The sequence below is a fragment of the Psychromonas antarctica genome (assembly GCF_022267535.1).
Taxonomy (GTDB): Bacteria; Pseudomonadota; Gammaproteobacteria; order Enterobacterales; family Psychromonadaceae; genus Psychromonas; species Psychromonas antarctica.
In genome coordinates this window covers 25,736-48,242 of record NZ_JAHNZV010000011.1, presented here as the reverse complement: position 1 = coordinate 48,242, position 22,507 = coordinate 25,736, and the positions used below count along the sequence as shown (strand labels likewise).

At 39.7% G+C, this 22,507-nt stretch carries 18 protein-coding genes; 8 read left to right on the top strand and 10 right to left on the bottom strand.

From position 1 onward, the window contains the following. Positions 1-27: 27 nt before the first annotated feature. Entirely contained in the window at positions 28-1,218 is a 1,191-nt protein-coding gene (locus KSO91_RS04940) for an amino acid aminotransferase (protein ID WP_238741839.1), read from the bottom strand. Positions 1,219-1,307: 89 nt separating this feature from the next. Then, the gene (locus KSO91_RS04935) at positions 1,308-2,849 is read right to left on the bottom strand and encodes a fumarate hydratase (protein ID WP_238741838.1); all 1,542 of its coding nucleotides are present in this window, start codon (positions 2,847-2,849) and stop codon (positions 1,308-1,310) included. A gap of 134 nt (positions 2,850-2,983) precedes the next feature. Between KSO91_RS04935 and pabB the strand changes: the two genes are divergently transcribed. Next, a complete protein-coding gene (gene pabB / locus KSO91_RS04930; RefSeq protein WP_238741837.1) occupies positions 2,984-4,408 on the top strand; it encodes an aminodeoxychorismate synthase component I in 1,425 nt (474 codons plus the stop codon). Between the two features lie 36 nt (positions 4,409-4,444). Here the strand turns inward: pabB and cysB are convergent, their stop codons facing one another. Beyond that, positions 4,445-5,419 (bottom strand): HTH-type transcriptional regulator CysB, encoded by a 975-nt coding sequence (cysB, locus tag KSO91_RS04925; RefSeq protein ID WP_238741836.1) that lies wholly within the window; start codon positions 5,417-5,419, stop codon positions 4,445-4,447. 143 nt (positions 5,420-5,562) lie between these two features. On the opposite strand from cysB, the gene KSO91_RS04920 reads away from it, so the two are divergent. The 7 genes from KSO91_RS04920 (at position 5,563) to KSO91_RS04890 (ending at position 12,876) form a co-directional block, all read left to right on the top strand. Beyond that, on the top strand, positions 5,563-6,249 hold the full coding sequence (locus KSO91_RS04920; protein ID WP_238741835.1) for a sensor histidine kinase: 687 nt from the start codon (positions 5,563-5,565) through the stop codon (positions 6,247-6,249). Between the two features lie 70 nt (positions 6,250-6,319). Beyond that, the gene (locus tag KSO91_RS04915) at positions 6,320-7,096 is read left to right on the top strand and encodes a DNA repair ATPase (RefSeq protein ID WP_238741834.1); all 777 of its coding nucleotides are present in this window, start codon (positions 6,320-6,322) and stop codon (positions 7,094-7,096) included. Between the two features lie 319 nt (positions 7,097-7,415). Continuing rightward, positions 7,416-7,805, top strand: coding sequence for a TraR/DksA family transcriptional regulator (locus KSO91_RS04910; RefSeq protein ID WP_238741833.1), 390 nt, complete (start codon positions 7,416-7,418; stop codon positions 7,803-7,805). A gap of 134 nt (positions 7,806-7,939) precedes the next feature. Beyond that, positions 7,940-9,574, top strand: a complete 1,635-nt coding sequence (locus KSO91_RS04905; RefSeq protein WP_238741832.1) for a S16 family serine protease — start codon at positions 7,940-7,942, stop codon at positions 9,572-9,574. A 148-nt stretch (positions 9,575-9,722) separates the two neighbouring features. Further along, the gene (fabA, locus tag KSO91_RS04900; RefSeq protein WP_238741831.1) at positions 9,723-10,262 is read left to right on the top strand and encodes a bifunctional 3-hydroxydecanoyl-ACP dehydratase/trans-2-decenoyl-ACP isomerase; all 540 of its coding nucleotides are present in this window, start codon (positions 9,723-9,725) and stop codon (positions 10,260-10,262) included. A gap of 91 nt (positions 10,263-10,353) precedes the next feature. Further along, positions 10,354-12,204: a signal peptide peptidase SppA gene (sppA, locus tag KSO91_RS04895; protein WP_238741830.1), complete on the top strand. Its 1,851-nt coding sequence runs from the start codon at positions 10,354-10,356 to the stop codon at positions 12,202-12,204. 189 nt (positions 12,205-12,393) lie between these two features. Then, positions 12,394-12,876, top strand: a complete 483-nt coding sequence (locus KSO91_RS04890; RefSeq protein ID WP_338049735.1) for a DUF2919 domain-containing protein — start codon at positions 12,394-12,396, stop codon at positions 12,874-12,876. A 382-nt stretch (positions 12,877-13,258) separates the two neighbouring features. On the opposite strand, the gene KSO91_RS04885 is transcribed toward KSO91_RS04890, so the two are convergent. The 7 genes from KSO91_RS04885 to fabB form a co-directional block, all read right to left on the bottom strand. Continuing rightward, a complete protein-coding gene (locus KSO91_RS04885) occupies positions 13,259-14,545 on the bottom strand; it encodes an NAD(P)/FAD-dependent oxidoreductase (RefSeq protein ID WP_238741828.1) in 1,287 nt (428 codons plus the stop codon). A gap of 270 nt (positions 14,546-14,815) precedes the next feature. Then, on the bottom strand, positions 14,816-15,355 hold the full coding sequence (ycfP, locus tag KSO91_RS04880; protein WP_238741827.1) for an alpha/beta hydrolase YcfP: 540 nt from the start codon (positions 15,353-15,355) through the stop codon (positions 14,816-14,818). Positions 15,356-15,490: 135 nt separating this feature from the next. Further along, on the bottom strand, positions 15,491-16,501 hold the full coding sequence (nagZ, locus tag KSO91_RS04875) for a beta-N-acetylhexosaminidase (protein WP_238741826.1): 1,011 nt from the start codon (positions 16,499-16,501) through the stop codon (positions 15,491-15,493). An 83-nt stretch (positions 16,502-16,584) separates the two neighbouring features. Continuing rightward, positions 16,585-18,780: a FimV/HubP family polar landmark protein gene (locus KSO91_RS04870; RefSeq protein WP_238741825.1), complete on the bottom strand. Its 2,196-nt coding sequence runs from the start codon at positions 18,778-18,780 to the stop codon at positions 16,585-16,587. Positions 18,781-18,942: 162 nt separating this feature from the next. Continuing rightward, positions 18,943-20,019, bottom strand: a complete 1,077-nt coding sequence (locus KSO91_RS04865) for an aspartate-semialdehyde dehydrogenase (protein WP_238741824.1) — start codon at positions 20,017-20,019, stop codon at positions 18,943-18,945. After that, positions 20,009-21,160: a 4-phosphoerythronate dehydrogenase gene (locus KSO91_RS04860; RefSeq protein ID WP_238741823.1), complete on the bottom strand. Its 1,152-nt coding sequence runs from the start codon at positions 21,158-21,160 to the stop codon at positions 20,009-20,011. Before KSO91_RS04860 ends, KSO91_RS04865 begins: the two co-directional genes overlap by 11 nt. Positions 21,161-21,226: 66 nt before the next feature. Then, positions 21,227-22,441 carry a beta-ketoacyl-ACP synthase I gene (fabB, locus tag KSO91_RS04855; protein WP_238741822.1) on the bottom strand — a complete coding sequence of 405 codons (1,215 nt, stop codon included), beginning with the start codon at positions 22,439-22,441 and terminating at the stop codon, positions 21,227-21,229. Positions 22,442-22,507: the final 66 nt, after the last annotated feature.

Here is a 22,507-nt window from a genome sequence, read left to right as displayed (position 1 = left end):
AGCAATTTTAGTAAGCTAAAGTATCCTTTAAATTACTTTTGCCAATGCATCGCAAAGTGGCTGCATATTATTTTTGGTCATACCCGCCACCGAGATTCGACCCGAGCCAACGATATATACAGCAAACTCTTCTTTGAGTCGATTGACTTGTTCAACTGACAAACCAGAAAAAGAGAACATGCCATTTTGACGAATAATAAAACTGTAATCGCCGCTTATCCCTTTTTCTTTCAATGTAGCAACAAACAGATCGCGCATCTCTTGAATACGTTCACGCATATCAGCTACCTCTTGTTCCCAGCGTTTATAAAGAGCGGGATCATTGAGGATTGTGGTTACGATCGCCGCACCATGTGCCGGCGGGTTTGAATAGTTTGAGCGAATGCAGGCTTTAATTTGGCTAAATGCAGACTCTGCAATATCGCTATCTTCAGCCACTAATGAAATACCGCCAACACGTTCATTGTATAAACCAAAGTTTTTAGAGAATGAATTTGCAATTAATAATTCTTTATTATATTGAGCAAAAATACGTAAACCTTGTGCGTCTTCCTCAACACCTTTGGCAAAGCCTTGATATGCAAAATCGAAAAATGGAATAGCACCCAAGTCGGCGACTAATTTTGCCAGTATTTCCCACTGCTCAATCGTCGGGTCGATACCGGTCGGATTATGACAACAGCCATGAAAAAGCACAAGTTCACCCACTTCAACCGTCTGCAGTGAGGCAATCATCGCATCAAAATCTAATTCTTTGCGTTGTGCATTATAGTAATCATATTTAGCAACCTTGAGTCCTGCACTAGCGAACACATTTTCATGGTTTGCCCATGTGGGGTTGCTTACCCATATTTTCTTAATGCCTAATTTTTTAACGGCAAAATCAGCGCCGATACGTAATGCACCAGTACCCCCGGGAGCTTGTGCCGTACGAACGCGGTTTGAGCTGATAATTTCAGCATTTTCACCGAATAAAAGTTTTTGCACCGCAGCGCTATAAGCAGCTGTCCCTTCAATAGATAAGTAACTTTTTGTAGTCTCTTCAGCAAGCAGACGTTTTTCAGCTTCCTTAACGGTTGCTAGAATAGGTGTAAAGCCACTTTCATTTTTGTAAATACCGACCCCTAAGTTAATTTTATCAACACGAGGATCTTTTTTAAATGCATCAGTTAACCCCAAAATAGGGTCCGCAGCCGCCATACTTACTTGTTCGAACATGATTATTCCTTCATTAACATCAGTAACACAACAGTATTTTGTAAATAGTGTTATACCATTTCTTGTTTCTCAATCAATAAAAAATAGATCTATTTAGATAATTTTCTATCAAGTTCCGCAATTTTTAGCTTCCAAATAGCCGGCCCCTGCGCATGTACATTATTTCCATCACTGTCAACCGCCACGGTAACTGGCATATCTTTAACTTCAAATTCATAAATAGCCTCCATTCCCAAATCGGCAAATGCCACCACGCGGGATTTTTTTATTGCTTTTGAGACCAGATAGGCAGCCCCACCGACAGCCATTAAATAGACAGATTTGTGTTTCGCAATGGATTCAACTGTTTTTTGTCCTCGCTCAGATTTACCTATCATGCCGAACAGCCCCATTTCCTCAAGCATAAAGTCTGTATATTTGTCCATTCTGGTTGCTGTGGTTGGTCCTGCAGGCCCAACCACCTCATCTCCCACAGCATCAACGGGACCTACGTAATAAATAAATCGGCCGTTAAAATCAACACCAGCAGGCAAACCTTCACCCGAGGTAACCAACTCGTGAATACGTTTATGCGCGGCATCTCGGCCGGTCAAGATTTTCCCAGAAAGCAACAAGGTATCGCCGCTTTTCCAGTTGGTAATATCAACTTTATTAAGTTCATCAAGATTAACACGATGTGATCCGTCTCCGACAGCATCAGTAATTAAGGGCCAATCACTTAATTGAGGAGGCGTAAACTGGGCTTCTCCGCTGCCATCAAGCGTAAAATGAAGATGCCTTGTCGCCGCGCAATTAGGGATCATGACCACCGGTTTACAAGCGGCATGCGTTGGATAACTTTTAATTTTAACGTCTAAAACTGTAGTTAAGCCGCCTAAGCCTTGTGCTCCAATACCCAAAGCATTAACACGGCGCATGATCTCCAAACGCAACTTTTCATCAGCGCTCAAATTGTCACTATCGGTTATTTCTCGTTGCTGTAGGTCGGTGATATCAACCGCTGCCATTAATGACTCTTTCGCTAACAGTGCGGCTTTTTCTATGGTGCCACCGATACCAATTCCAAGTATCCCCGGCGGGCACCAACCGGCCCCCATGGAAGGTAGCATCTGCTCAACCCAATCGGCAATCGAATCAGATGGATTTAACATCGCCATCTTAGATTTATTTTCAGAGCCACCACCTTTAGCCGCAACCGTCACCTCAACTGTATCGCCACGCACCATTTCAACATGGACAACCGCGGGAGTATTATCTTGAGTATTTTTACGTTCGCCGGCAGGATCACTCACAATCGAAGCGCGCAGCGGGTTAGTTGGATCCGTATAAGCTTTGCGCACCCCCGCGTCCACTATCTCTTGGATTGTTAAGTCGGTTGCAAAAGAAATGTTCATCCCTATTTTTACAAAAACATCCACAATACCTGTATCTTGGCAAATTGGCCGTTTTCCTTCGGCACACATGCGCGAATTAATCAGAATCTGCGCAATGGCATCTTTGGCCGCAGGGTTTTGTTCTGCCTGATAGGCTTTATGCATCGCTTGTATAAAATCAACTGGATGGTAATAGGAGATAAACTGTAATGCATTGGCTATGCTATTGATAAAGTCTTGTTGTTTAATCATCGTCATATGAAACTCCGATTTACTTAAATAAAACTAAGCTAAGTGATTATAAGTGGCTTGAGTATACAGAGAATGTTAATCTTCATCTTAATATTCGCCAACCTATTTATTATAAAACTGTTGCCTAAATTCGAAAAACTATGACGCATTGCACGACTGACCTACTTATTAAACCTATTTTATTAACCGCGAGTGAATTTTCTAATTTTAAAGCTCGTATTGCTGCTCTTGACTGGGGGGTTTTATTAGAATCAGCAGACACAGCTCATATCGATAGTCGTTGGTCAATTTACAGTGCCCAACCCATCGCTACTCTACAAACATTCACTAACGAAACACAAATAGTACAAAACCAGCATCACTCGGTGCACAATCAAGATCCCTTTGAACTACTCAGCACACTGCGCAGTACTTTGTTTGAAGACATTACGACAGAGCAATATCTGCCCTTTACGGGCGGTGCAGTTGGTTATATGGCCTATGAACTTGGCTATCAAATTGAACAGATAAATAATGCCGATAAACTTCAGGGGCTCGATTTACCCGTGATGGCTTTTGGCTTTTATGATTGGGCGTTAGTCTACGACAATCAGGACGCTCAATTTTACCTGCTCTCACATAAATCCCAAAATAGTGACCAAAACGTAGAAGACTTGTGGTTAGATCGCTTTGATTGGTTAAAAGAACAATGCGACCAAAGATCTTCGACACCGCTATTTAGATTGAGAGAGAGCTGGTCAGCCAATATGGACAAGCTCGTTTATCAGGCAAAATTTAAACGTATTCAGGACTACATACTCAGTGGGGATTGTTATCAAGTTAATTTGGCACAGCGCTTTGAAGCCGCTTACCAAGGTGATGAATATCAGGCTTATCAAGCACTATTTGCTGATAACAAGCCGCCTTTTGGCGCCTTTTTACGCTTACCTTCACAGGTTATTTTATCTTTATCACCCGAACGGTTTTTGAAATTAAATAAAGGTATTGTTGAAAGTAAACCTATCAAGGGCACCCGACCACGTTGTGAAAATAAAAGAGAAGATGAAGTCAGCCGACAAGCATTGGCTGACTCACCAAAGGATCGTGCTGAAAATTTAATGATCGTTGATCTCCTGCGCAATGATATTGGGCGAGTATGTGACGCCGGCAGCGTGCGTGTTCCGACATTATTTGCTATTGAAAGTTTTCCAGCTGTACATCACTTAGTCAGTACTGTTTTAGGTAAATTAGCAGCACATTGCAGCACAGAGGATCTGCTCAGGGCTTGCTTTCCGGGCGGTTCGATTACTGGCGCACCGAAAATACGAGCAATGGAAATTATTGCAGAATTAGAACCTAATAAACGCCACACCTACTGTGGCAGTATTGGCTATATTAACGGTAGCGGGCAGATGGATATGAATATCGCAATCAGAACATTGATATGTGACAATCATAGAATATATTGCTGGGCGGGTGGCGGACTAGTTGCAGACTCTATTTTTGAGCAAGAATATCAAGAGTGTTTTGATAAAGTCAGCAGGATTTTACCCTGCCTGTCAGCACTAAATAGAAACGAAGTGTAAAAAATATCGCGCTTGTTAAGCGCGTTATTTATTGGGTTAACGTGTAGGCAGTTCAATATCTTCAAATAACTTACTCACTTCTGCTGTGTATTTAAGCTGAATCGCTTTTTCAACAAGTGGGCGGGTAAGATGGGGAGCAAAACGTATCATAAAATCATACATATAATCACGTAAAAACGACCCCTTTCTAAATCCAATACTAGTGGTGCTTGATTTAAAAAGATGGCTTGCATCAATTACACAAAAATCATCTTCATCGTCCTCATTGACCGCCATAGACGCAACGACACCAACACCGACACCTAAACGCACATAAGTCTTAATGACGTCCGCATCGGTTGCCGTAAACACTACATTGGGGGCAAAACCGGCGGCATTGAATGCATCATCTAATTCTGATCGTCCAGTAAACCCAAATACATATGTGACAATTGGGAACTTAGCAATATCTTCAATACTAATATTCTTTACACTTGCAAGAGGATGCGTTTTGGGGACTATCACCGATCGATTCCAGTGATAACAAGGTAACATAATTAAATCTTGGTATAGATGAAGTGCTTCAGTCGCAATAGCGAAATCTGTTTTACCCTTGACGACCGACTCACTGATTTGGGTTGGAGTACCTTGGTGCACATGCAAAGAGACTTTTGGATAGCGCTTAATAAATCCCTGTATCACATCAGGTAATGCGTAACGCGCCTGGGTATGTGTTGTGGCAATATTTAACATACCTTGATCAGGTTGAGTATATTGCGAAGAAATCGCTTTTATACTCTCAACTTTACCTAAAATTTCCGAAGCAAAACGAATGATTTCTTTGCCGGCAGGAGTGACTTTAGTTAAGTGCTTACCACTACGTTCAAAGACTTGAATACCTAACTCATCCTCAAGCATGCAAACCTGTTTGCTGATTCCTGGTTGCGAAGTGAATAAATTTTCAGCTGTTGCTGATACATTCAAATTATTATTTACTACTTCGACGATATAGCGTAATTGTTGTAATTTCATATCAAAACCAATTATTGTGCACAATTGAAAGCATATTATTCTAGCAGAGTTCTAATAAACAGAAAGCGCTACTTTACCTACTTGATATTTAACGTATATCTCTCATACTAATAGTATTTTGCAAAACCGATGCAGAGGTTCTTATGAACAAACCTAGTGAACTTGATTTCAGCACCATCTTGGCAACCAGTGCGCATGACATGAAAAATTCGCTTTTTATGTTATTACAATCTATTGAAAACTTAGATCTAGCAGATAATTTAACTTCCAAACAACACCAAGCTTTCGCTGATCTGCATTACCAAACATCAAGAATTAACGGGGGCTTAATGCAACTGCTCGCTTTGTATCGAGATGAGCAAAATCAACTCCCTATTTATATAGAAGAGCATTCTGTCGCCGAGATGTTTCAAGAAGTACTCGACAGAAATCGGCTTTATTTGAATAGTCATCATGTGAAAATTTTATTAGAGGTAGATCCTGATTTAACAGCCTATTTTGATCTAGATTTAATCACCTACTTAATCGGTGATATTTTTATTAATGCACTTCGACATACAAAAAAAAGTATAATATTGCGTGCTTTTATGGATAATCACTATCTCAATGTACAGGTAGACGATGATGGTGAAGGTTATCCTGACCATATGCTGGCCATCAATAACACCACAAATGCACCATTTAATGCCAGTAAAGGACGAAGTGGTTTAGGTCTATTATTTGCGCAGCGAATAGCCGCGGAGCACAAAAACAAGCAGTTGCAAGGTCACATTTTACTAGAAAATAAAATTGAATCTGGCGGAAGTTTATTTACCTTACGGCTACCTTAATGCACACTACGTCATTGAATGCATTATTTGCAGTGACATCTAACCTAATTAATTTGTTTTACGAGAGCCTATGTTATTCCCACTAATTTTATCACTGATTGCTTTATTACTGTTTGTTTTAATTGGCTACAATATGATTCAACAATATAAGCAAAAGATTGAAGCCGAAAGAAGAATCGCGATCAGCAAACAACGCGCCGTAATCACCGAAGTGGATGAACTGCTGCTCAATGCGACACGAATGCCCTTCAGTAAATCCCTGCTATTAATCCTGCAAAACAGGATACGTAATGCGCTAATGCGAATGGTAAAAAGCTCTCCAGACAGTTTACAAATTCGCGAGCATCTTAAAAACACCGATGCGCAAATAGAGCAAGTACGAACTAACTATACCCCTCCAGATGAGAGCATTTTTCGTACTCCCGAAACGGATAAAGAAGCTTTACAATTATTACAAGTAACCAAGAAAATAAGAGCCGTGCTTCGCTCTGAACACGCGAAAGGAAAAATAAATACTGAAATTTTTGTTTCAGAAGATCATCGCATAGAGCTAATGCAATTAAAAATCAATTTAGAGAACAGTATTAAGCGAATTATTAATGCAAAAATGAGCAAACAATTCGGCAGTGCTAATCAGATGATCAACAAGTTAATTTCTATTCTTGACAACATTCCAGATAAAGATAGTTACCTTGAGAAAAAACAGCTTCAGCTACTCGAGACAAAGAATGAGATAAAGTCTTATTTAGTGAAACACAGTGATAAAGAGCTAGAAGCAATTAGAGCGAAAGAGAAAGAAAAGAAAGACGATCTTGATGTTATCTTTCAAGATAAGAAAAAATGGTAAATTAGAACCACAAGCACTCGTTAGTAATCACGTTTATCGGCAGATTAGCCAGCATAAATCACTAATGAGGAGGATTAAGGCGTAATACCTAAAAAGTTACGCCAAGATTCAACATTAGCAGGACATATCAAAGCCTCACCGTTAATCTATTTTTGCTATCACCATCGATGATAAAAAATTAATCAACAAAAAACAAACGTGATCTATATCAAGTGAGATTAAATCAGTGCCGAAAATATGTCGGAAATTGACTTAAATCATTAGCTTACACCGCGTCTAACTTTAACATAAGGGAATAATTTTGTTACGGTGAGTCTTTATGCAACATATCAGTGAAGCACAACTAAATCAGTACCAGCAATCCCTTTTAAATTCCTTTGATAAGCTGCGTCATGAAATGACAGATATTTTAATGCGCTCAAATCATACCAGTCATAACTTAGCCGCAAATAAATTAGAAAAACTTGCGTCAGATGATCTACTTGATATGGCGATAAAAATTGAAATTCCTTCTATTTCTCATAAGATTTCGGCAATGAGAAGCATTGATGCCGCACTTAATAATATTGCTATCGGTTTATATGGTTTATGCGCAGACTGCGAAGATGAAATAGATATACAACGACTTAATAATGAGCCGACAACACAGCGTTGCTTAACCTGTGAAAAGTTATATCAAAAACAGAAATATAATGATTATAAATTATAAATGATGAGTAATTGCCAATGAGTATTTAACCATACTCATTGCATCACGGAGTTGTACTACATATAATCATCTATTTTAGAGTTGCTACTTTGCCGATAAATTATTCAGTTGATAAACAACACATCGAAAACACAATGCACGATAATGCGTTAACACCATTAACGGTAAAGCAATGTACTCCCGATTTTATCTCTCAATTATCTACCCCCTCTGCTGAGGAAGACAATTGGCTATCAATATTCCCCATTGTTTCGCAGCTTGTTCAGCATTTTATGCTTCTACCTCAACCCTTGCTCATTTTCAATGCGCGCTTTTGGCAAGCAGCTGTTGCAGTTATCACTGAGTCAACTGACAACAACCATAAGCAACTTGCACTGCAGAATTACGATCAGCAGCGACTTTTTGGGCGACTAAGTTTACTCAAAGAACCAGAGATCGATTTCCTACAAGGTGAAATTTATAATTTTAACCATGGCAGCTTGATCCTACACATAAGCCCATTGCTAGTTAATCCAAATTTATGGTTTTTACTTAAAGCTTTTTTAATTGATCGTAAATTGCCTGCTACCTCAGCGGTAAATGGCGACAAACTAAAAGGTCAATACCCCCTCGCTCCATCGCAAGAAATAACAACCAAAATTATTTTAGTTGCAAACCGTTACCAACTTGATGAATTGGCTCAAATTGATCCTGAATACAATCTCGTTGGATCTTTGTTTACTGAGTTATCAAGCGACATAAAATCAACAGATAAAAATATTCATGCGCTACACAATTATTGCCTTAAACTAATCGCAAAGCGCAATTTAATGCCAATATCAACACAAGCACTGGCATTACTCTTTCATCATCTGTCGAGCCAATGTGAACACCAGAAAAAAATTCTATTTGCACCCGAATTAATTGAAAATCTACTCCGTTATGGTCAACTTTTTAATACTGAAGAATCACTTCTTTCAGCCGATAGCCTGCAAAAAGCACTTGATATCCAAGTGCAATCACAATCTTTGGTCGAAAATTTTAGTGACCAAGCTTTATTAGAAAAACAGCTTAAAATTCAGCTTAAAGGTCAGGAAATTGGTCAGATAAATGGAATGTCGGTTGTTGAGTTAATGGGTTACCCTACCGAGTTTGGTGAAATTTTTAGAATATCAGCGAGTGATATGTTGGGCGATGGAGAAATCGTTGATGTTGAACGCAAAGTAGAGTTAGCAGGCAACATACATGCTAAAAGCATCTTAATTGTACAGGGGTATTTAAACCATTTTTTCACCCATATTCAACATTTTCCATTGTCATGCAACGTAGTCTTTGAGCAGTCTTATCAAGAAAGCGATGGGGACAGCGCCTCTTTAGCCATCTTTCTCGCGGTTACTTCTTGTTATGCACAGACGCCTATATCACAAAATTTATTCGTAACAGGCTCATTAGATCAACATGGTAATGTGTTAGCGATAGGCGGGGTCAATCAAAAAATCAAAGCCGTCACGCGCTTATTTTTGCTCGGCCTTCTCAGTGAGCCCGTCACTATTTTAATTCCTAAAGCGAATCAAATTAACCTCACTTTAGAGGTAGAGACACTGAAGTTAATAAGCCGTAAAAAAATTAATATTTATGGAATTGATCATTGCCAAGAAGCTTTTCCTCTTTCCATGAAACTAGCATTCAACGAGATCGTAATACGCATCCACAAGCGTATTGAAGAGCTTAATAAAGAAGATGAACAAGAAAATAGCGTATTAAATAGATGCCTTGCTTTATTTCGCTAGATAAGTAATTACACACAACAAGATTTTGATTAAAGTTGATTGTTAGTAGCCTGTCATATAAAGTACGGCAGCATAAAATTTTTATGGTATTGAAAATCAAGTGTTTCCAATGCCGCAGCAATTTCTCTCTATTACAAGATAAGTGATTATGACTAAAACCCTATCCCAAAAAGAGTTGGGGAAAAACTCTTACGACAAAGAAGAATTAGTGAAATGTGGTCAAGGTAAGCTGTTTGGCGAAGGCAACTGTCAACTTCCCGTTGATAATATGCTCATGCTAGACCGTATTATATCCATCACATCGGATGGCGGTGAGCACGGTAAGGGCGAATTAATTGCTGAATTAGATATTGATAAAGCGTTATGGTTCTTTCAATGCCACTTCCCAGGTGACCCGGTTATGCCCGGTTGTCTCGGTCTTGATGCTATGTGGCAACTAGTAGGCTTCTTCCTTGGTTGGAGCGGAGGTCCTGGTAAAGGTCGCGCATTAGGTGTCGGTAATGTTAAATTTACAGGTCAAGTATTACCTACAGCTAAAAAAGTAACTTACCGTATTACTATAAAACGTTTAATTATGCGCAAGCTTGTTATGGGTATTGCGGATGGTGTTGTTGAAGTTGACGGTAAAGTGATTTATAGCGCTGAAGATCTCAAAGTAGGTCTCTTTGTTGATACGTCGAACTTCTAGTATTATAGCGCTTACATGACGTTTATTAGAGCACTGTATATGCGAATATCCAGTGCTTTATTTTTACCTTCTTTTTTTACAAGGATATGAAATGAAATCAATCTATTCATGGCTAAAAACAGTTGCTAGTGTGATCAATTTCACCCGTTTATTGGTTATTAATGCCCTTTTTTTAATTATCATATTACTCGTTGTTATCGCCATTAATGCCGACGAACAAGAAATTGTCATCGCCGACAATTCAATCCTGCATCTAAATTTCAGTGGTAATATTGTTGAACAAAAACAACCTCTGGACTTCTCTTCTGAACTGTCAAAACAGCTAATGTCATCTGAACAGTCACAACTGACTGAATATCAAATTGATGAAGTTATCCAAGTAATCCATCACGCCGGAAATGATCCTAAAATTAAAAGCATCTTATTGGAATTAGATGCTTTAAATAGCGCCAGTTTTAACCATCTTAGCGATATTGGTGACGCGCTAAATGCGTTTAAAGCAAAGGGGAAAACGGTTAACGCGATTGCTGATAACTATTCACAAACGCAATACCTGTTAGCCAGTTTTGCCGATCATATTTACCTCAATCCGCAAGGGTTAGTCTTTTTACAAGGTTTTTCAGTATACCGTCTCTATTTTAAAGAAGTGTTAGACAACCTCCTCATTACTCCACATATATTTAAAGTCGGTACCTATAAATCTTTTGTCGAACCTTTCACTCAAAATCACATGTCAGAAGAGAGTAAGTTAGCAAATCGTCATTGGTTAAACCAATTATGGACGAATTATATTGATACGGTGATTAATGAGCGTAAAGATAAAAGTAACATCACCCCTCAATCGTTGTCACCGTCTCTCGCACAATTAAAATCAGCGCTACAAAATGCGGGAGGGGATACTGCACTCTACGCAAAGCAAGTCGGTTTAGTCGATTTTCTAAATAATCGTTTTGAAGTAATCAATAAACTTAAAGAACAAGCAAAAGATGCCGCTATTGATTTTACTTTATTGAGTTATGCAGATTATCAATCGACGTTACCTCGCTTATATCAAAGCACGGGCAACCATGACCAAATAGCATTGATTCATGGCAGTGGTGAAATTTTAACAGGAACGCAAAAAATAGATGCGATAGGATCAGAGAGCTTTAATGCACTATTAGACAAAGCGCTTAACGATAAACAGATAAAAGCGGTTGTTATTCGTCTTGATACACCGGGTGGTAGCGCTTTTGCATCTGAAAAGATTCGCCAGCAAGTATTAGCATTAAAAAAGGCGGGTAAAAAAGTGGTCGTCTCAATGGGCAGCGTAACCGCATCTGGCGGTTACTGGATAGCATCAGCAGCTGATTATATTGTTGCATATCCATCAACTTTAACCGGCTCAATTGGCATTTTTGGCATGTATGCCAGCACAGATAAAGCCCTCAATAAATTGGGCATATATAATGATGGTGTGGGAACAAGTGAACTATCGGCGCTAGACCCAACACGCGCACTGAATCCCGAACTTGCTGAAATTATGCAGATAGGGATTGAACACGGCTATCAGCAGTTTCTAACAGTCGTAGCAGAAGGTCGCAGCATGACATTGCAAGAGGTTGATAATGTCGCACAAGGGCGTGTATGGACAGGTACTGATGCAAAACAGAGCGGTCTTGTTGATCAGCTAGGGGGATTGCAAGATGCTATCGACCAAGCTGCAATATTAGCAGGGCTAGGCCAATATGATATACAGGAACTTGAACCAACGCTGTCTGCAAAACAACAATTACTCAATGAGATATTTATCTCGGCGGTGCAGTTCGTACCTCAAAGTGTGCAGATCAGTCCCCTTCTACAGCAAACGATTAGTGCGCTGCAATCACAAACAGCACTATTGACAAAGTTTAATGATCCCCAAGGTCGTTACGCTTACTGCCCTATGTGTATGATAAAATAAGTCAATACAAGAGGGGTATTATGCCCCTCTTGTGACTTGTAATCGTTATCAATCAAAATGCATTTATCAATTGTTAGCTCGAACACCAAGACAAGCGCAACATTCGATAAGGGCTATCCCTTATCGAATGTCGCAGCCTATGGAGCAAGCCCAGAGGCGGCTTTTTGCATCTAAAATGCTAACGGATATATATCCAATCGACAATGGAATGATGTTATTAATATTTTTGCGCTTCAACACTACACCGAGTCAGGCAATCTAAAAGCACCGCTATTCTTCCATATTAGCTTGCTTTTTTTGGCAAGAACTTGGGTGCTACTGGTGATTTCTGTTGTTTCTCGCAACACAGGAGATAGCTTATTAGCCCTTTTCTATCCTGTTACAGGTTATTTTTATTTGGGGTTAATATCTGGTTTTATTGCTCTGCCACTATTTATTTTATCAGGCAGAGATCATGATAAGCATCGTCGGCTTTCCAGATTGTGGCAACTAGGATATCCCTTTTTACTGTTAAGCATTATTAGTGACTTTACGCTGCAAATTTATTATCTATCCATTGACCATTTTCAATATTCACCGTTCGCATCGATACAGCTGGTCGCCATTATTTGGATATTTTTATACGCGATTCGTAGCAAGCACCTGAAAGCGAGTTTTATACGGCATCATTAGGATCTGATTATCTTTTCTGTTTTTTCCTGCTGGGAGGCGCTATGTTAATTGCACTTCCCAGTTGCTCTTATACCAATTCCGTTAATTATGTGATCTAAAATAGATACTATTATTGGAGTAGGATATCGTGGATCAATGTTGTCGGACTTGGAATGATTTCTGTGATGATAAAAATAGCGTTATATCATGATGTTGTAGAGACTGGGTAAATTTGGAAACTTAATTAACGGGATTGGTATTCTTATAAGAATAAATAACCAAGGTAACATTCATTTTAACAAGTACAAATGCATACATAATTAGTCGAATTGCTATATTCACAGGCAGGTACGTTCGATTGCGTCATTCGCAGTCTTAACTACGACCTGCCTATTTTATTTTCTTAATGGAGTTTAAGGCGAGGTCGTAATACGCGATTAATTCGCTCGACTAATACAATTAATCCGGTACGCACGAAGCCATGAAGTGCCACTTGATGCATACGGTAAAGAGAAATATAAACTAGACGCGCTAAACGCCCTTCAATTTTCATCGACCCTTTCATTAAATTTCCCATTAAACTGCCAACCGTACTGTAGTTACTTAATGAAACGAGTGACCCATAGTCCTTGTATTTATATGATAATAGTGGCTTATTCTTCATACTCGCAATAATATTTTTTGCAACTAAGGATGCCATCTGATGAGCTGATTGAGCTCGAGGAGGTACAAACCCACCACCAGGTAATGCGCAACTAGCGCAATCACCAATCGCGTAAATAGATTCGTCGAAGGTAGTCTGCAAGGTGTCTTTAACCATTAACTGATTAATTCGATTTGTTTCAAGACCGGCGATCTCTTTTAAAAAATCAGGTGCCTTAATGCCAGCGGCCCAAACAATCAGATCTGCTTCGATCAGTTCGCCTGTTTTAGTCAATAACCCCTGCTCCGTTGCTTCAGTCACCATTGTATTAGTACGGACATCAACGCCTAGCTTTTGCAACTCACGATGAGCAGAAGCAGATATCCGTTCAGGCAATGCCGGCAATATTTTATTCCCCGCTTCCACTAAACTTACTTTGAGATCTGTTGGTTTTATATGTTCGAAACCATAACTTGAGACTTGCTGCAATGAATTGTAAAGTTCCGCAGACAATTCAACCCCCGTTGCGCCAGCGCCAACAATCGCCACACTGACTTGGTTGGTTTGCTGCTCGCCCAACTGTAAATATTTATTGAGCATAAGATGGTGGAACTTTTTGGCTTGTTGCGGGCTATCAAGGAAGATACAGTTATCTGCGACCCCTTTTGTCCTAAAGTCGTTGCTGACACTACCAAGCGCCATCACCAGAATGTCATAATGGAGTTCACTTGCAGGCAATATTTGCGTACCATCTTGATCAATTAATTTCGATAATTTGATGATCTTAGTTTTGCGGTCAATATTCGCCATTTCACCAAGCTTAAAATGAAAGCCATGATTTTTTGCATGCACTCGGTAACTTAGTGCATCAATACCATCATCTAGAGAGCCAGCCGCAACTTCATGTAATAAGGGTTTCCACAGATGGGTTCTGTTTTTATCAACCAAGGTGATCTGCGCTTTGTTTTTGCGTCCTAACTTATCCCCTAATTCAGTTGCAAGTTCAAGACCACCGGCCCCACCACCAACAATAACAATTTTACACATACAAACCTCGATTTTGATAGATACAATTACATTAACACTCTTTATCATCACGCAGAGGAGAGTAAAAAAATACGAGTGTAATTGAATATATTAAATAATATTATCGAACTATATCACAAGAAAATGTAACTATGTTACAGATGTTAAGTAAAAAAACACTAAAATGGTTTGCTTTGTGCTTTTTTAGTTATTTTATTACAACAAGTTGTTAATGCAGGAAAGCAACAAAAAATAGAGCATAATCTATTTTTTGTTGTAATTAAAAGTAAATTATAGCAGTTTAAATTTTTTAATTGTTTGCAGATGGTGGGATATATCCTGGAATTTATGGCCTTGTTTTTCATCAAAAATAATTTCGTAGTACTCACAAAGCTCATGAACACTTTGCCCCGAGTCAATCATCTCATCGGTTTTTGACAGAATACAGAGACAGTTTTGTGTGTTTTGTCTGCGAAAATCACTCACACATTTAGTCTCAATATCTAAATATTCTTCAGGCCATTCTATTTTCCCAACCATATTATCTTCTGGATGCAGGTTGGGATTAAAGATAACTTGTTTAATGCCACATAAAAATCCGATTCGCTCACTCCAAAATGCCCCCAGTCCAACACCACAAATAATGGGGCATTTGTCATCGCTACTTTGAATATGCTTATGAACCTCTTTTAAAATATGGCTCATATCATGTTTCGGGTGGATGGTACTGTAATGCACAAAACGAACATCATCATCGATAAATTTTAATTGCATCACTTTTTCATGATTACCAGGACTAGTTGCATCGAAGCCGTGTAGATAAATGATCATTTAATTATTCCCGCCTTTATTATTCTAATAGTAAATTTAGCGATTTGTTTTATAAAAATATGGAGTTATAACTTTAATAAATTACTTATTAGTTTATGGATATTTAGTTAGAGTGCAAGCGCTGGCATTAACTAATTAGAGGCGCTCTGCAAACCGCTTTAGCTTTTGACTGTTTTCTATCCAAATTGGATTTTTATGTAAAGGAAAAGCAATCTGATTGTGAGTATAACGTAGCTTATTGACAACAGACTCACGTTGTTTGGGTACATTTAAATTATCCATTATAGAAATAGCACCCTTGCTGTCGTTACAGGCTAAAATAAGATCGCAACCTGCATTGATTGCATTGATTGCGCGACTTAAATGATTCCCAGCAAAGCTAGCCCCATGCATAGATAAGTCATCACTAATAATAACACCATTAAAGTTCAGTTGTTGACGCAACACCTGTTGCAACCAGTAGCAAGAAAAGCCAGCAGGCAGGTCATCGCATTGCTGGTAGACAACATGTGATGGCATCACAGCATCAAGTAATCCACGCTGAATGAGCTGACTAAAAGGTAAAATGTCTTTATTAAAGATATCCACTTTAGGGCGGTTATCTACTGGCAAGTCAATATGTGAATCCGCTTTGACGCTGCCATGACCCGGAAAATGTTTGCCCGTTGAGCACATGCCAGCCGCTTTCATTCCTTTTATATAGGCTTCAGCCAATAGGGTTGTTGAATCAACAGAAGAGGAAAAAGCGCGCTTTTGTATGACATCTGAAATACCGTTCAAATCGACTACAGGCGCAAAACTCATATCGATATCGCAAGCAATAAGCTCACTCGCCATCACCCAAGCACTAGTAAAGGCTAAATTTTTCGCTTCTTCTAGCTTGTTGAATTCAAGTAAAGTGCCCGCCGAAGGAAGTTCTGTGAATCCAGCTCTAAAGCGCTGTACTCGTCCCCCTTCATGATCAACTCCGATTAATATCTCATTACGTGCATAAAATCGTATTTGTTGAACAAGCTCCTTTAATTGTTTAACATCGACAAAGTTACGGGTAAATAAAATAATTCCAGCAACAAGAGGATGGCTCAATATCTCTTTTTCCTCAGCTTGCAACTCAACACTATGCAGGTCTAAAATTAAGGGTCTCATCTGCTCACTCTTCTTTAATATAGAAAAACCAGCATTGCTGGTTTTCTATTTTCATCAAACACTTCAAATTGAAGCCGTAAAAATTATTTAAGGCGAATGAGTAGCTTATCAATCTCGCTACGCTGCTCACCATTACTTATATCGATAATAGATAATAAGATCTCTTTGGCCCCTACTTTATCATCTATTTCTAAATAAGCACGCGCTAGGTCTAGCTGAGTGCCTATATCATCATCATCAATATCAACCTCCTCTCCGGCATTTACAACATCTGGAAAATCGTCAAAATCTAGATCTAACTCTGCGTAAGGCTCATTTTTACTGACATCATCACTATCTTCTAATAATGTTTCAATCGCGATAAAATCATTTTTTTGTTTAGAATCAACTTTAGGAAGGGGAGCATCTTCATTAAAGGCAACATCACTCAGCTGCTTTGCGAAGGAATCATTTATATCTTCTGATGCAGGCTCGTTTGCCACTTGATCTTCTGTCAAATTATCTAAAGCAGACGCATCAAATGGTTGATTTTCATCTAGTTCAACAACGGCTTGATCAGTATCATCTGTTACCGGCTCTGATTCGTTTGCACCTCCGCTAATAACCTCATCGCTATCAGCAATTTCAAATTCAGATAACGCGTCTTCAGTCGCAGTGGGGCCGCTTAAATCATCCGCTTTTATCTGCTCTACATACGCAGCTTCAGACGCTGTCAAATCCGAATCGGGGGTCTCTTCTACCTCATCAGTCGCTAGTTCATCGTCTGCGGGTAAACTATTCTCGGTTTCATCGATAAAAGCGTCAATATCAAATGATGCTGCAGTTGAATCTTCGTTTGATTCCTCTTTCTCCACAACATCATTTTGCTTTACCTCTTCTTCAGCCGCAAGTTGAGACTCCCATTCTGCAGCCAAATCCAAATCAGCTTGCTCTGCCTCAGAAATTGCTTGAGGTTTGTTCTCAGTTAGACTTATATCCCCTTCTTCGACCAATGCACCGATACCAAAGGGATCATCTTCATCTGTTTGCGATTCTGTATCATCCAAATCAGTACTTGAAATAAGATCTTCTTGAGCAACCAGTGCACCGATGCCAAAAGGATCATCCTCTGTTGTTTGAGAATCATCTTCATCTGTTAAATCAACCACATCAAAATCATTATCTGCAGAATCGGACAGATCAATACTTTCTATTTCATCTTCTAATGTTATCGCTTCATCATTATCACGTGCTTTTGGCGGCTGTTGATCAGCGTCTACTGAATCAAGTTCGGCATCATCAGTGAAGTCCAACTCTTCTTCCAGCTCCTGTGAATTATCATCTGTTAATAAAGCATCAAACTGACCGGCCTGCTCCATTAAAATTGCAGTTGATTCAGCCAGTTCCTTCTCTTGTTCGGCAAATAAACGCTTAGATCTGATACGCGTTATAACCACAAAAACAGCCACCAATAATAAAAGTGGGGAGAATATAGTAATCAGCAAATTGGTTAATGACGAAGTAATTAACCGCAATAGTTCATTTAATAAGCCGCCACCACTGAAAGGACGAGCCTCTACAGCATCAAGTTGTGCACGATAGTCATCAATAGTTTCTTGTAGTTGTTGGTTAATTAATAATGATGCATCCGATTCGCTTTTTAAAGCCGATAGTTCATCTTGAAGAGGCTGCAATTTAAGTTTTAAACTTTGATTGGTCTCTGTCGCGACCAAAAATTGCTCATTAACAATATTTAATTCATTTTGCAGCGCAGCAGATCTATTTTCCGCGACTATTAACTCTTTTTTACCCGCTAAATTATCGGCGTTTAATTGATCCACCTCAGCCTGATTATTTTTTGTGATCGGCTCTTGGGGGATTGTCACTGTCGGCTCTACTGCCGGTTGCGATTTTATTTTTGATTTCGTAAGAGGCGTCTTTTGTGGCGGCGAGTATTTAGCGATTAATGCTGCGGCTTCTTTATTTGTCTGTCCCTTAATAAACTCAAGCGACGGCACTGAAATAAGTGATTCAGGGATCAGTTTGTTAATATTTCCCTGATAGAATGCATAGGGGTTAAGTTTGTATACGGCGACCATAGTTTGTTGGATAGACACTGAATTATCAGGTCGGAATTTTGTCGATATACCCCATAACGTTTCAATAGAAGTAATTGGCCCATACTGCTCATATGAAAGCGCTTGTTCCCCACTGGGTCCGGTCAAAACAAGACTAAAACTGCTGGGTGAAGAAAAAACTAGCGGGGAGCAGCATACAAGAGTAAGCAGGAAGCGCTTCATATTCATTCCTTGGTTAATATAAAAAGTTAAGGCAAATAAAACAGTTAACAATAGACTCGATTAGCGATAAATAATAAACCAGCCTACTCACAAGCCGTAAAATAAAAGAACAAGTAAGGCTAGAATTGCGACCTAGCCCACTTTATTTAAGGCTTGTGCGTTTTATAAATAGGTTTGGATAAGTTTTTCAGCAACTTTGACTGCATTACTGGCAATACCAAAATAGACATTGTCTGCACACACCCATAAATTAATGCCATTAGCATCACAAACATCTTTGCGTAAACGACCAATTTTGACATCAGCATGGCCTATTACATCACTTATCATGTCCGGATAGTCACAAACGGATTTTGATAGGCTTATTCCATCACTATGGTGAAGGGCATGTGCGACCTCTTCTAAATCCACAGGATAGTGAGTTTGCAAGTGTACAGCTTGCGCACAACCATAAAACATAGGTACAACAACTTGTGTTGATGAAACAATAATTGATGGATCCCCTAATAAAGTGCGAATCTCGTTAACTAGGCGCAACTCACCTAAGCTAATACCCTCTGCATTAAGATCGCCTAGTTGCGGGAAAACATTAAACGCAGATTGTTGTGGGAAAAGAGATGGTTCAACACTTTTCGCATTTAACAAACGCGCGGTTTCCCCAGCCAACGTAGTGACCCCAGCTTTACCTGATGCGGAAACCGAATGGTAACTCGATACGCTTACACGCAGTAAGCCCACTTCCTGATGGAGCTGTTTAATTGCAATAGCTAGTTGCGCACTTTCACTGCTTGGAATCGCTATTTTGTTAGTTTGAGCATAGCCTCCAAGACTATCGTCATTGACGCCTATCTGCACTAATGGCACCGCCTCATCAGCTAAGAATGCACCACTATTATCTATCACCACACAATATTCACTGGCTATATCAGCCCATTTTAACGTGGTTTCTGTATCCGTTAAAAAAAGTGCTATATCCGCTTTTTGCCAGTCAAAGTTATCGAGATCAATCACATCCAGTGGTTTTCCCGCAAACATAACCGTATTCGCTTGAGGCTCAAGCTCCTCATCATCAAACTCGTTTTCAGATTCATCGATAGGTGCACTGGTAAACAGTTGCCCGCCACTTACTAAAGGAAAGACTTTTGCCACAGGGAAGTTTCGCGCAGCCAGTACTTCGAGCGTTATTTCCATCGAGCCGTTTAATTCACCAATTAGGGCGATATTATATTCAGATTTCATGTTGATCCTTTATGTTATTGAGCTCGTTGGTAGAAAAACCTAACGACTGCAGTAATCTATTTTGTTTTACGCTTGAGTGAATTGTCAATGTCGATAATTCACGTCGTTCGTGGTAAGTTTTGCGCATAGTATCAAAACCGTCAACGCTATCAATAATCTGCCGAAATAAGGCATCATCTCGACGAACATCAAAAATAAGGTGCATTAATGATTTTAATAAACTTTGATCCAGCTTTTGAGAGATAGAAACTGCGTTAATAGCAGGCAAAGCGACAAACTCATTGGCACTGAGCTTCGGCTTGCGCATCAGAAAAGTAGATAAAGCATGGTAAAGCATCTCCGTGCCTCGCACTTTTCCATCTAGGCTATAACCTGCAATATGAGGCGTTGCAATATCAACAAAGGGGAGGAGATCTTTATTGATATTGGGTTCGTTTTCCCACACATCTAACACTAATGTTGGCATCATCCCTTGTTGCGCAAGTTTAAGCAAAGCCTGATTATCAATGACCTCACCACGAGAAGCATTCATTAAAATCTGTTTATTATTAAGCTTTCGTAACACGGCCTCATCAAAGAGATGCACAGTAGGGAATGGCCCTACTGCTGTTTTAGGCACATGTAAGCTAATAATATCAGCGCTTAGCACCTCTGCAAAAGAGCAAAACTCGCGTTTATCACCCGCTAACTGCAAAGGTGGATCATAAAGCAGATAACTCACACCCAGTGCGAGTAAAAGATCCGCAACCGCCGTTCCGGTATTGCCTGCGCCGACAATAGCGACTTTTTTATCCGTTAACTCAAATTGCTGCTGTTCAGCTAATACAAGTAGACTGCTTAAAATATATTCGCCGACCGATATTTTATTGCAACCCGGTGCACTACTAAATTTAACCGCTCTACTTTTTAAATAAGCAGTATCTATATGGTCGGTACCAATGGTCGCCGTTCCTACGAATTTAAGACTGTTATTGAGGTAAAGTAGTTGTTCATTAACTTGCGTAATTGAGCGAACCAGCAGTATATCGGCATCTTGGAGTTGTTCCGCCGTCACGCCTCGGCCTGAAAAAAAATGCAGCTGCCCCAATTCAGTAAAAAATTCTTTTGCATAGGGAATATTTTCATCAATATAAATATTCATTTTATTATCCTAACAACGAAAAAAGGAGCAAAAAGCTCCTTTTAAAATATGACCTGTATTAAACCGTTACGAGTAACGTTTAAATACCAATGTTGCGTTTGTACCGCCGAAACCAAAGCTGTTTGACATCACAATATTTAATTTTGCATCAATCGCTTTATTAGCAACAATAGGCAGATTTACCGCCTTCTCATCAAGCTCTTCGATATTAATTGATGGTGAAATAAAGTCATTTTCCATCATCAGTAAGCTATAGATAGTCTCGTGAACACCTGCCGCTCCGAGCGCATGGCCCGTTTGAGATTTAGTAGCACTGATTTTTGGCGCTTTCTCAGGGAAAACAATATTAATGGCTTCTAGCTCTTTCGCATCACCAACAGGTGTCGAAGTACCATGAGTGTTGAGATAATCAACATCCCCCTCAACTGTTGCAAGTGCTTGACGCATACAACGCACCGCACCTTCACCCGATGGTGCAACCATATCGTAACCGTCAGACGTTGCTCCGTAACCTACGATTTCAGCATAAATCTTTGCGCCACGGGCAAGCGCATGTTCAAGCTCTTCAACGACAACGATACCGCCGCCACCGGAGATAACAAAACCATCACGTTTGGCATCGTAGGTGCGCGATGCACTTTCAGGTGTGTCATTGTATTTGCTTGAAAGCGCGCCCATTGCGTCAAATTCACAAGCCATTGTCCAATCCAGTTCTTCGCCACCACCAGCAAAAACAATGTCTTGCTTACCCAGTTGGATCTGTTCAAGCGCATGACCGATACAATGTGAACTGGTCGCGCAGGCACTACTCATGGAGTAATTGATACCTTTAATTTTAAAGGGTGTCGCGACACAGGCAGATGTTGTACTCGCCATGGTACGCGGTACCATATAAGGACCGACTCGACGTACGCCTTTATCTTTCATGATTTGGCAAGCTTCAACTTGGTTTTTAGACGAACCGCCACCAGAGCCTGCAACTAAGCCCGTTCGTTCATTAGAAACCATTTCATCTGGCAAGTTCGCATCAGCGATGGCCTGCTGCATCGAAAGGTAAGTATAAGCAGCTGCGTCACCCATAAAACGCATTATTTTGCGGTCAATGTGATCTTTTGGCTCAATTTTTAAGTCTCCCCAAACTTGACTGCGCATTTTCATCTCAGCAAACTGCTCTGAAAATGTAATGCCGGACTTACCACTTTTAAGTGATGCCAAAACTTCTTCTTTATTGTTACCAATACTAGAAACAATACCGATACCTGTAATTACTGCTCTTTTCATTATTAAGCCTTTATTGCTTGAGGGACTAATTATATGATGATCAAAATGTAGCCATTTATTATTAAT

Bases quoted from the DNA above. Each gene is read 5' to 3' on its own strand.
- KSO91_RS04870 (WP_238741825.1), bottom strand. From the start codon at position 18,780: ATGAAGCGCTTCCTGCTTACTCTTGTATGCTGCTCCCCGCTAGTTTTT.
- ycfP (WP_238741827.1), bottom strand. From the start codon at position 15,355: ATGATCATTTATCTACACGGCTTCGATGCAACTAGTCCTGGTAATCAT.
- KSO91_RS04860 (WP_238741823.1), bottom strand. From the start codon at position 21,160: ATGAATATTTATATTGATGAAAATATTCCCTATGCAAAAGAATTTTTT.
- KSO91_RS04940 (WP_238741839.1), bottom strand. From the start codon at position 1,218: ATGTTCGAACAAGTAAGTATGGCGGCTGCGGACCCTATTTTGGGGTTA.
- cysB (WP_238741836.1), bottom strand. From the start codon at position 5,419: ATGAAATTACAACAATTACGCTATATCGTCGAAGTAGTAAATAATAAT.
- KSO91_RS04905 (WP_238741832.1), top strand. From the start codon at position 7,940: ATGCACGATAATGCGTTAACACCATTAACGGTAAAGCAATGTACTCCC.
- pabB (WP_238741837.1), top strand. From the start codon at position 2,984: ATGACGCATTGCACGACTGACCTACTTATTAAACCTATTTTATTAACC.
- KSO91_RS04920 (WP_238741835.1), top strand. From the start codon at position 5,563: ATGAACAAACCTAGTGAACTTGATTTCAGCACCATCTTGGCAACCAGT.
- KSO91_RS04915 (WP_238741834.1), top strand. From the start codon at position 6,320: ATGTTATTCCCACTAATTTTATCACTGATTGCTTTATTACTGTTTGTT.
- KSO91_RS04885 (WP_238741828.1), bottom strand. From the start codon at position 14,545: ATGTGTAAAATTGTTATTGTTGGTGGTGGGGCCGGTGGTCTTGAACTT.
- fabB (WP_238741822.1), bottom strand. From the start codon at position 22,441: ATGAAAAGAGCAGTAATTACAGGTATCGGTATTGTTTCTAGTATTGGT.
- KSO91_RS04935 (WP_238741838.1), bottom strand. From the start codon at position 2,849: ATGACGATGATTAAACAACAAGACTTTATCAATAGCATAGCCAATGCA.
- sppA (WP_238741830.1), top strand. From the start codon at position 10,354: ATGAAATCAATCTATTCATGGCTAAAAACAGTTGCTAGTGTGATCAAT.
- nagZ (WP_238741826.1), bottom strand. From the start codon at position 16,501: ATGAGACCCTTAATTTTAGACCTGCATAGTGTTGAGTTGCAAGCTGAG.
- fabA (WP_238741831.1), top strand. From the start codon at position 9,723: ATGACTAAAACCCTATCCCAAAAAGAGTTGGGGAAAAACTCTTACGAC.
- KSO91_RS04910 (WP_238741833.1), top strand. From the start codon at position 7,416: ATGCAACATATCAGTGAAGCACAACTAAATCAGTACCAGCAATCCCTT.
- KSO91_RS04865 (WP_238741824.1), bottom strand. From the start codon at position 20,019: ATGAAATCTGAATATAATATCGCCCTAATTGGTGAATTAAACGGCTCG.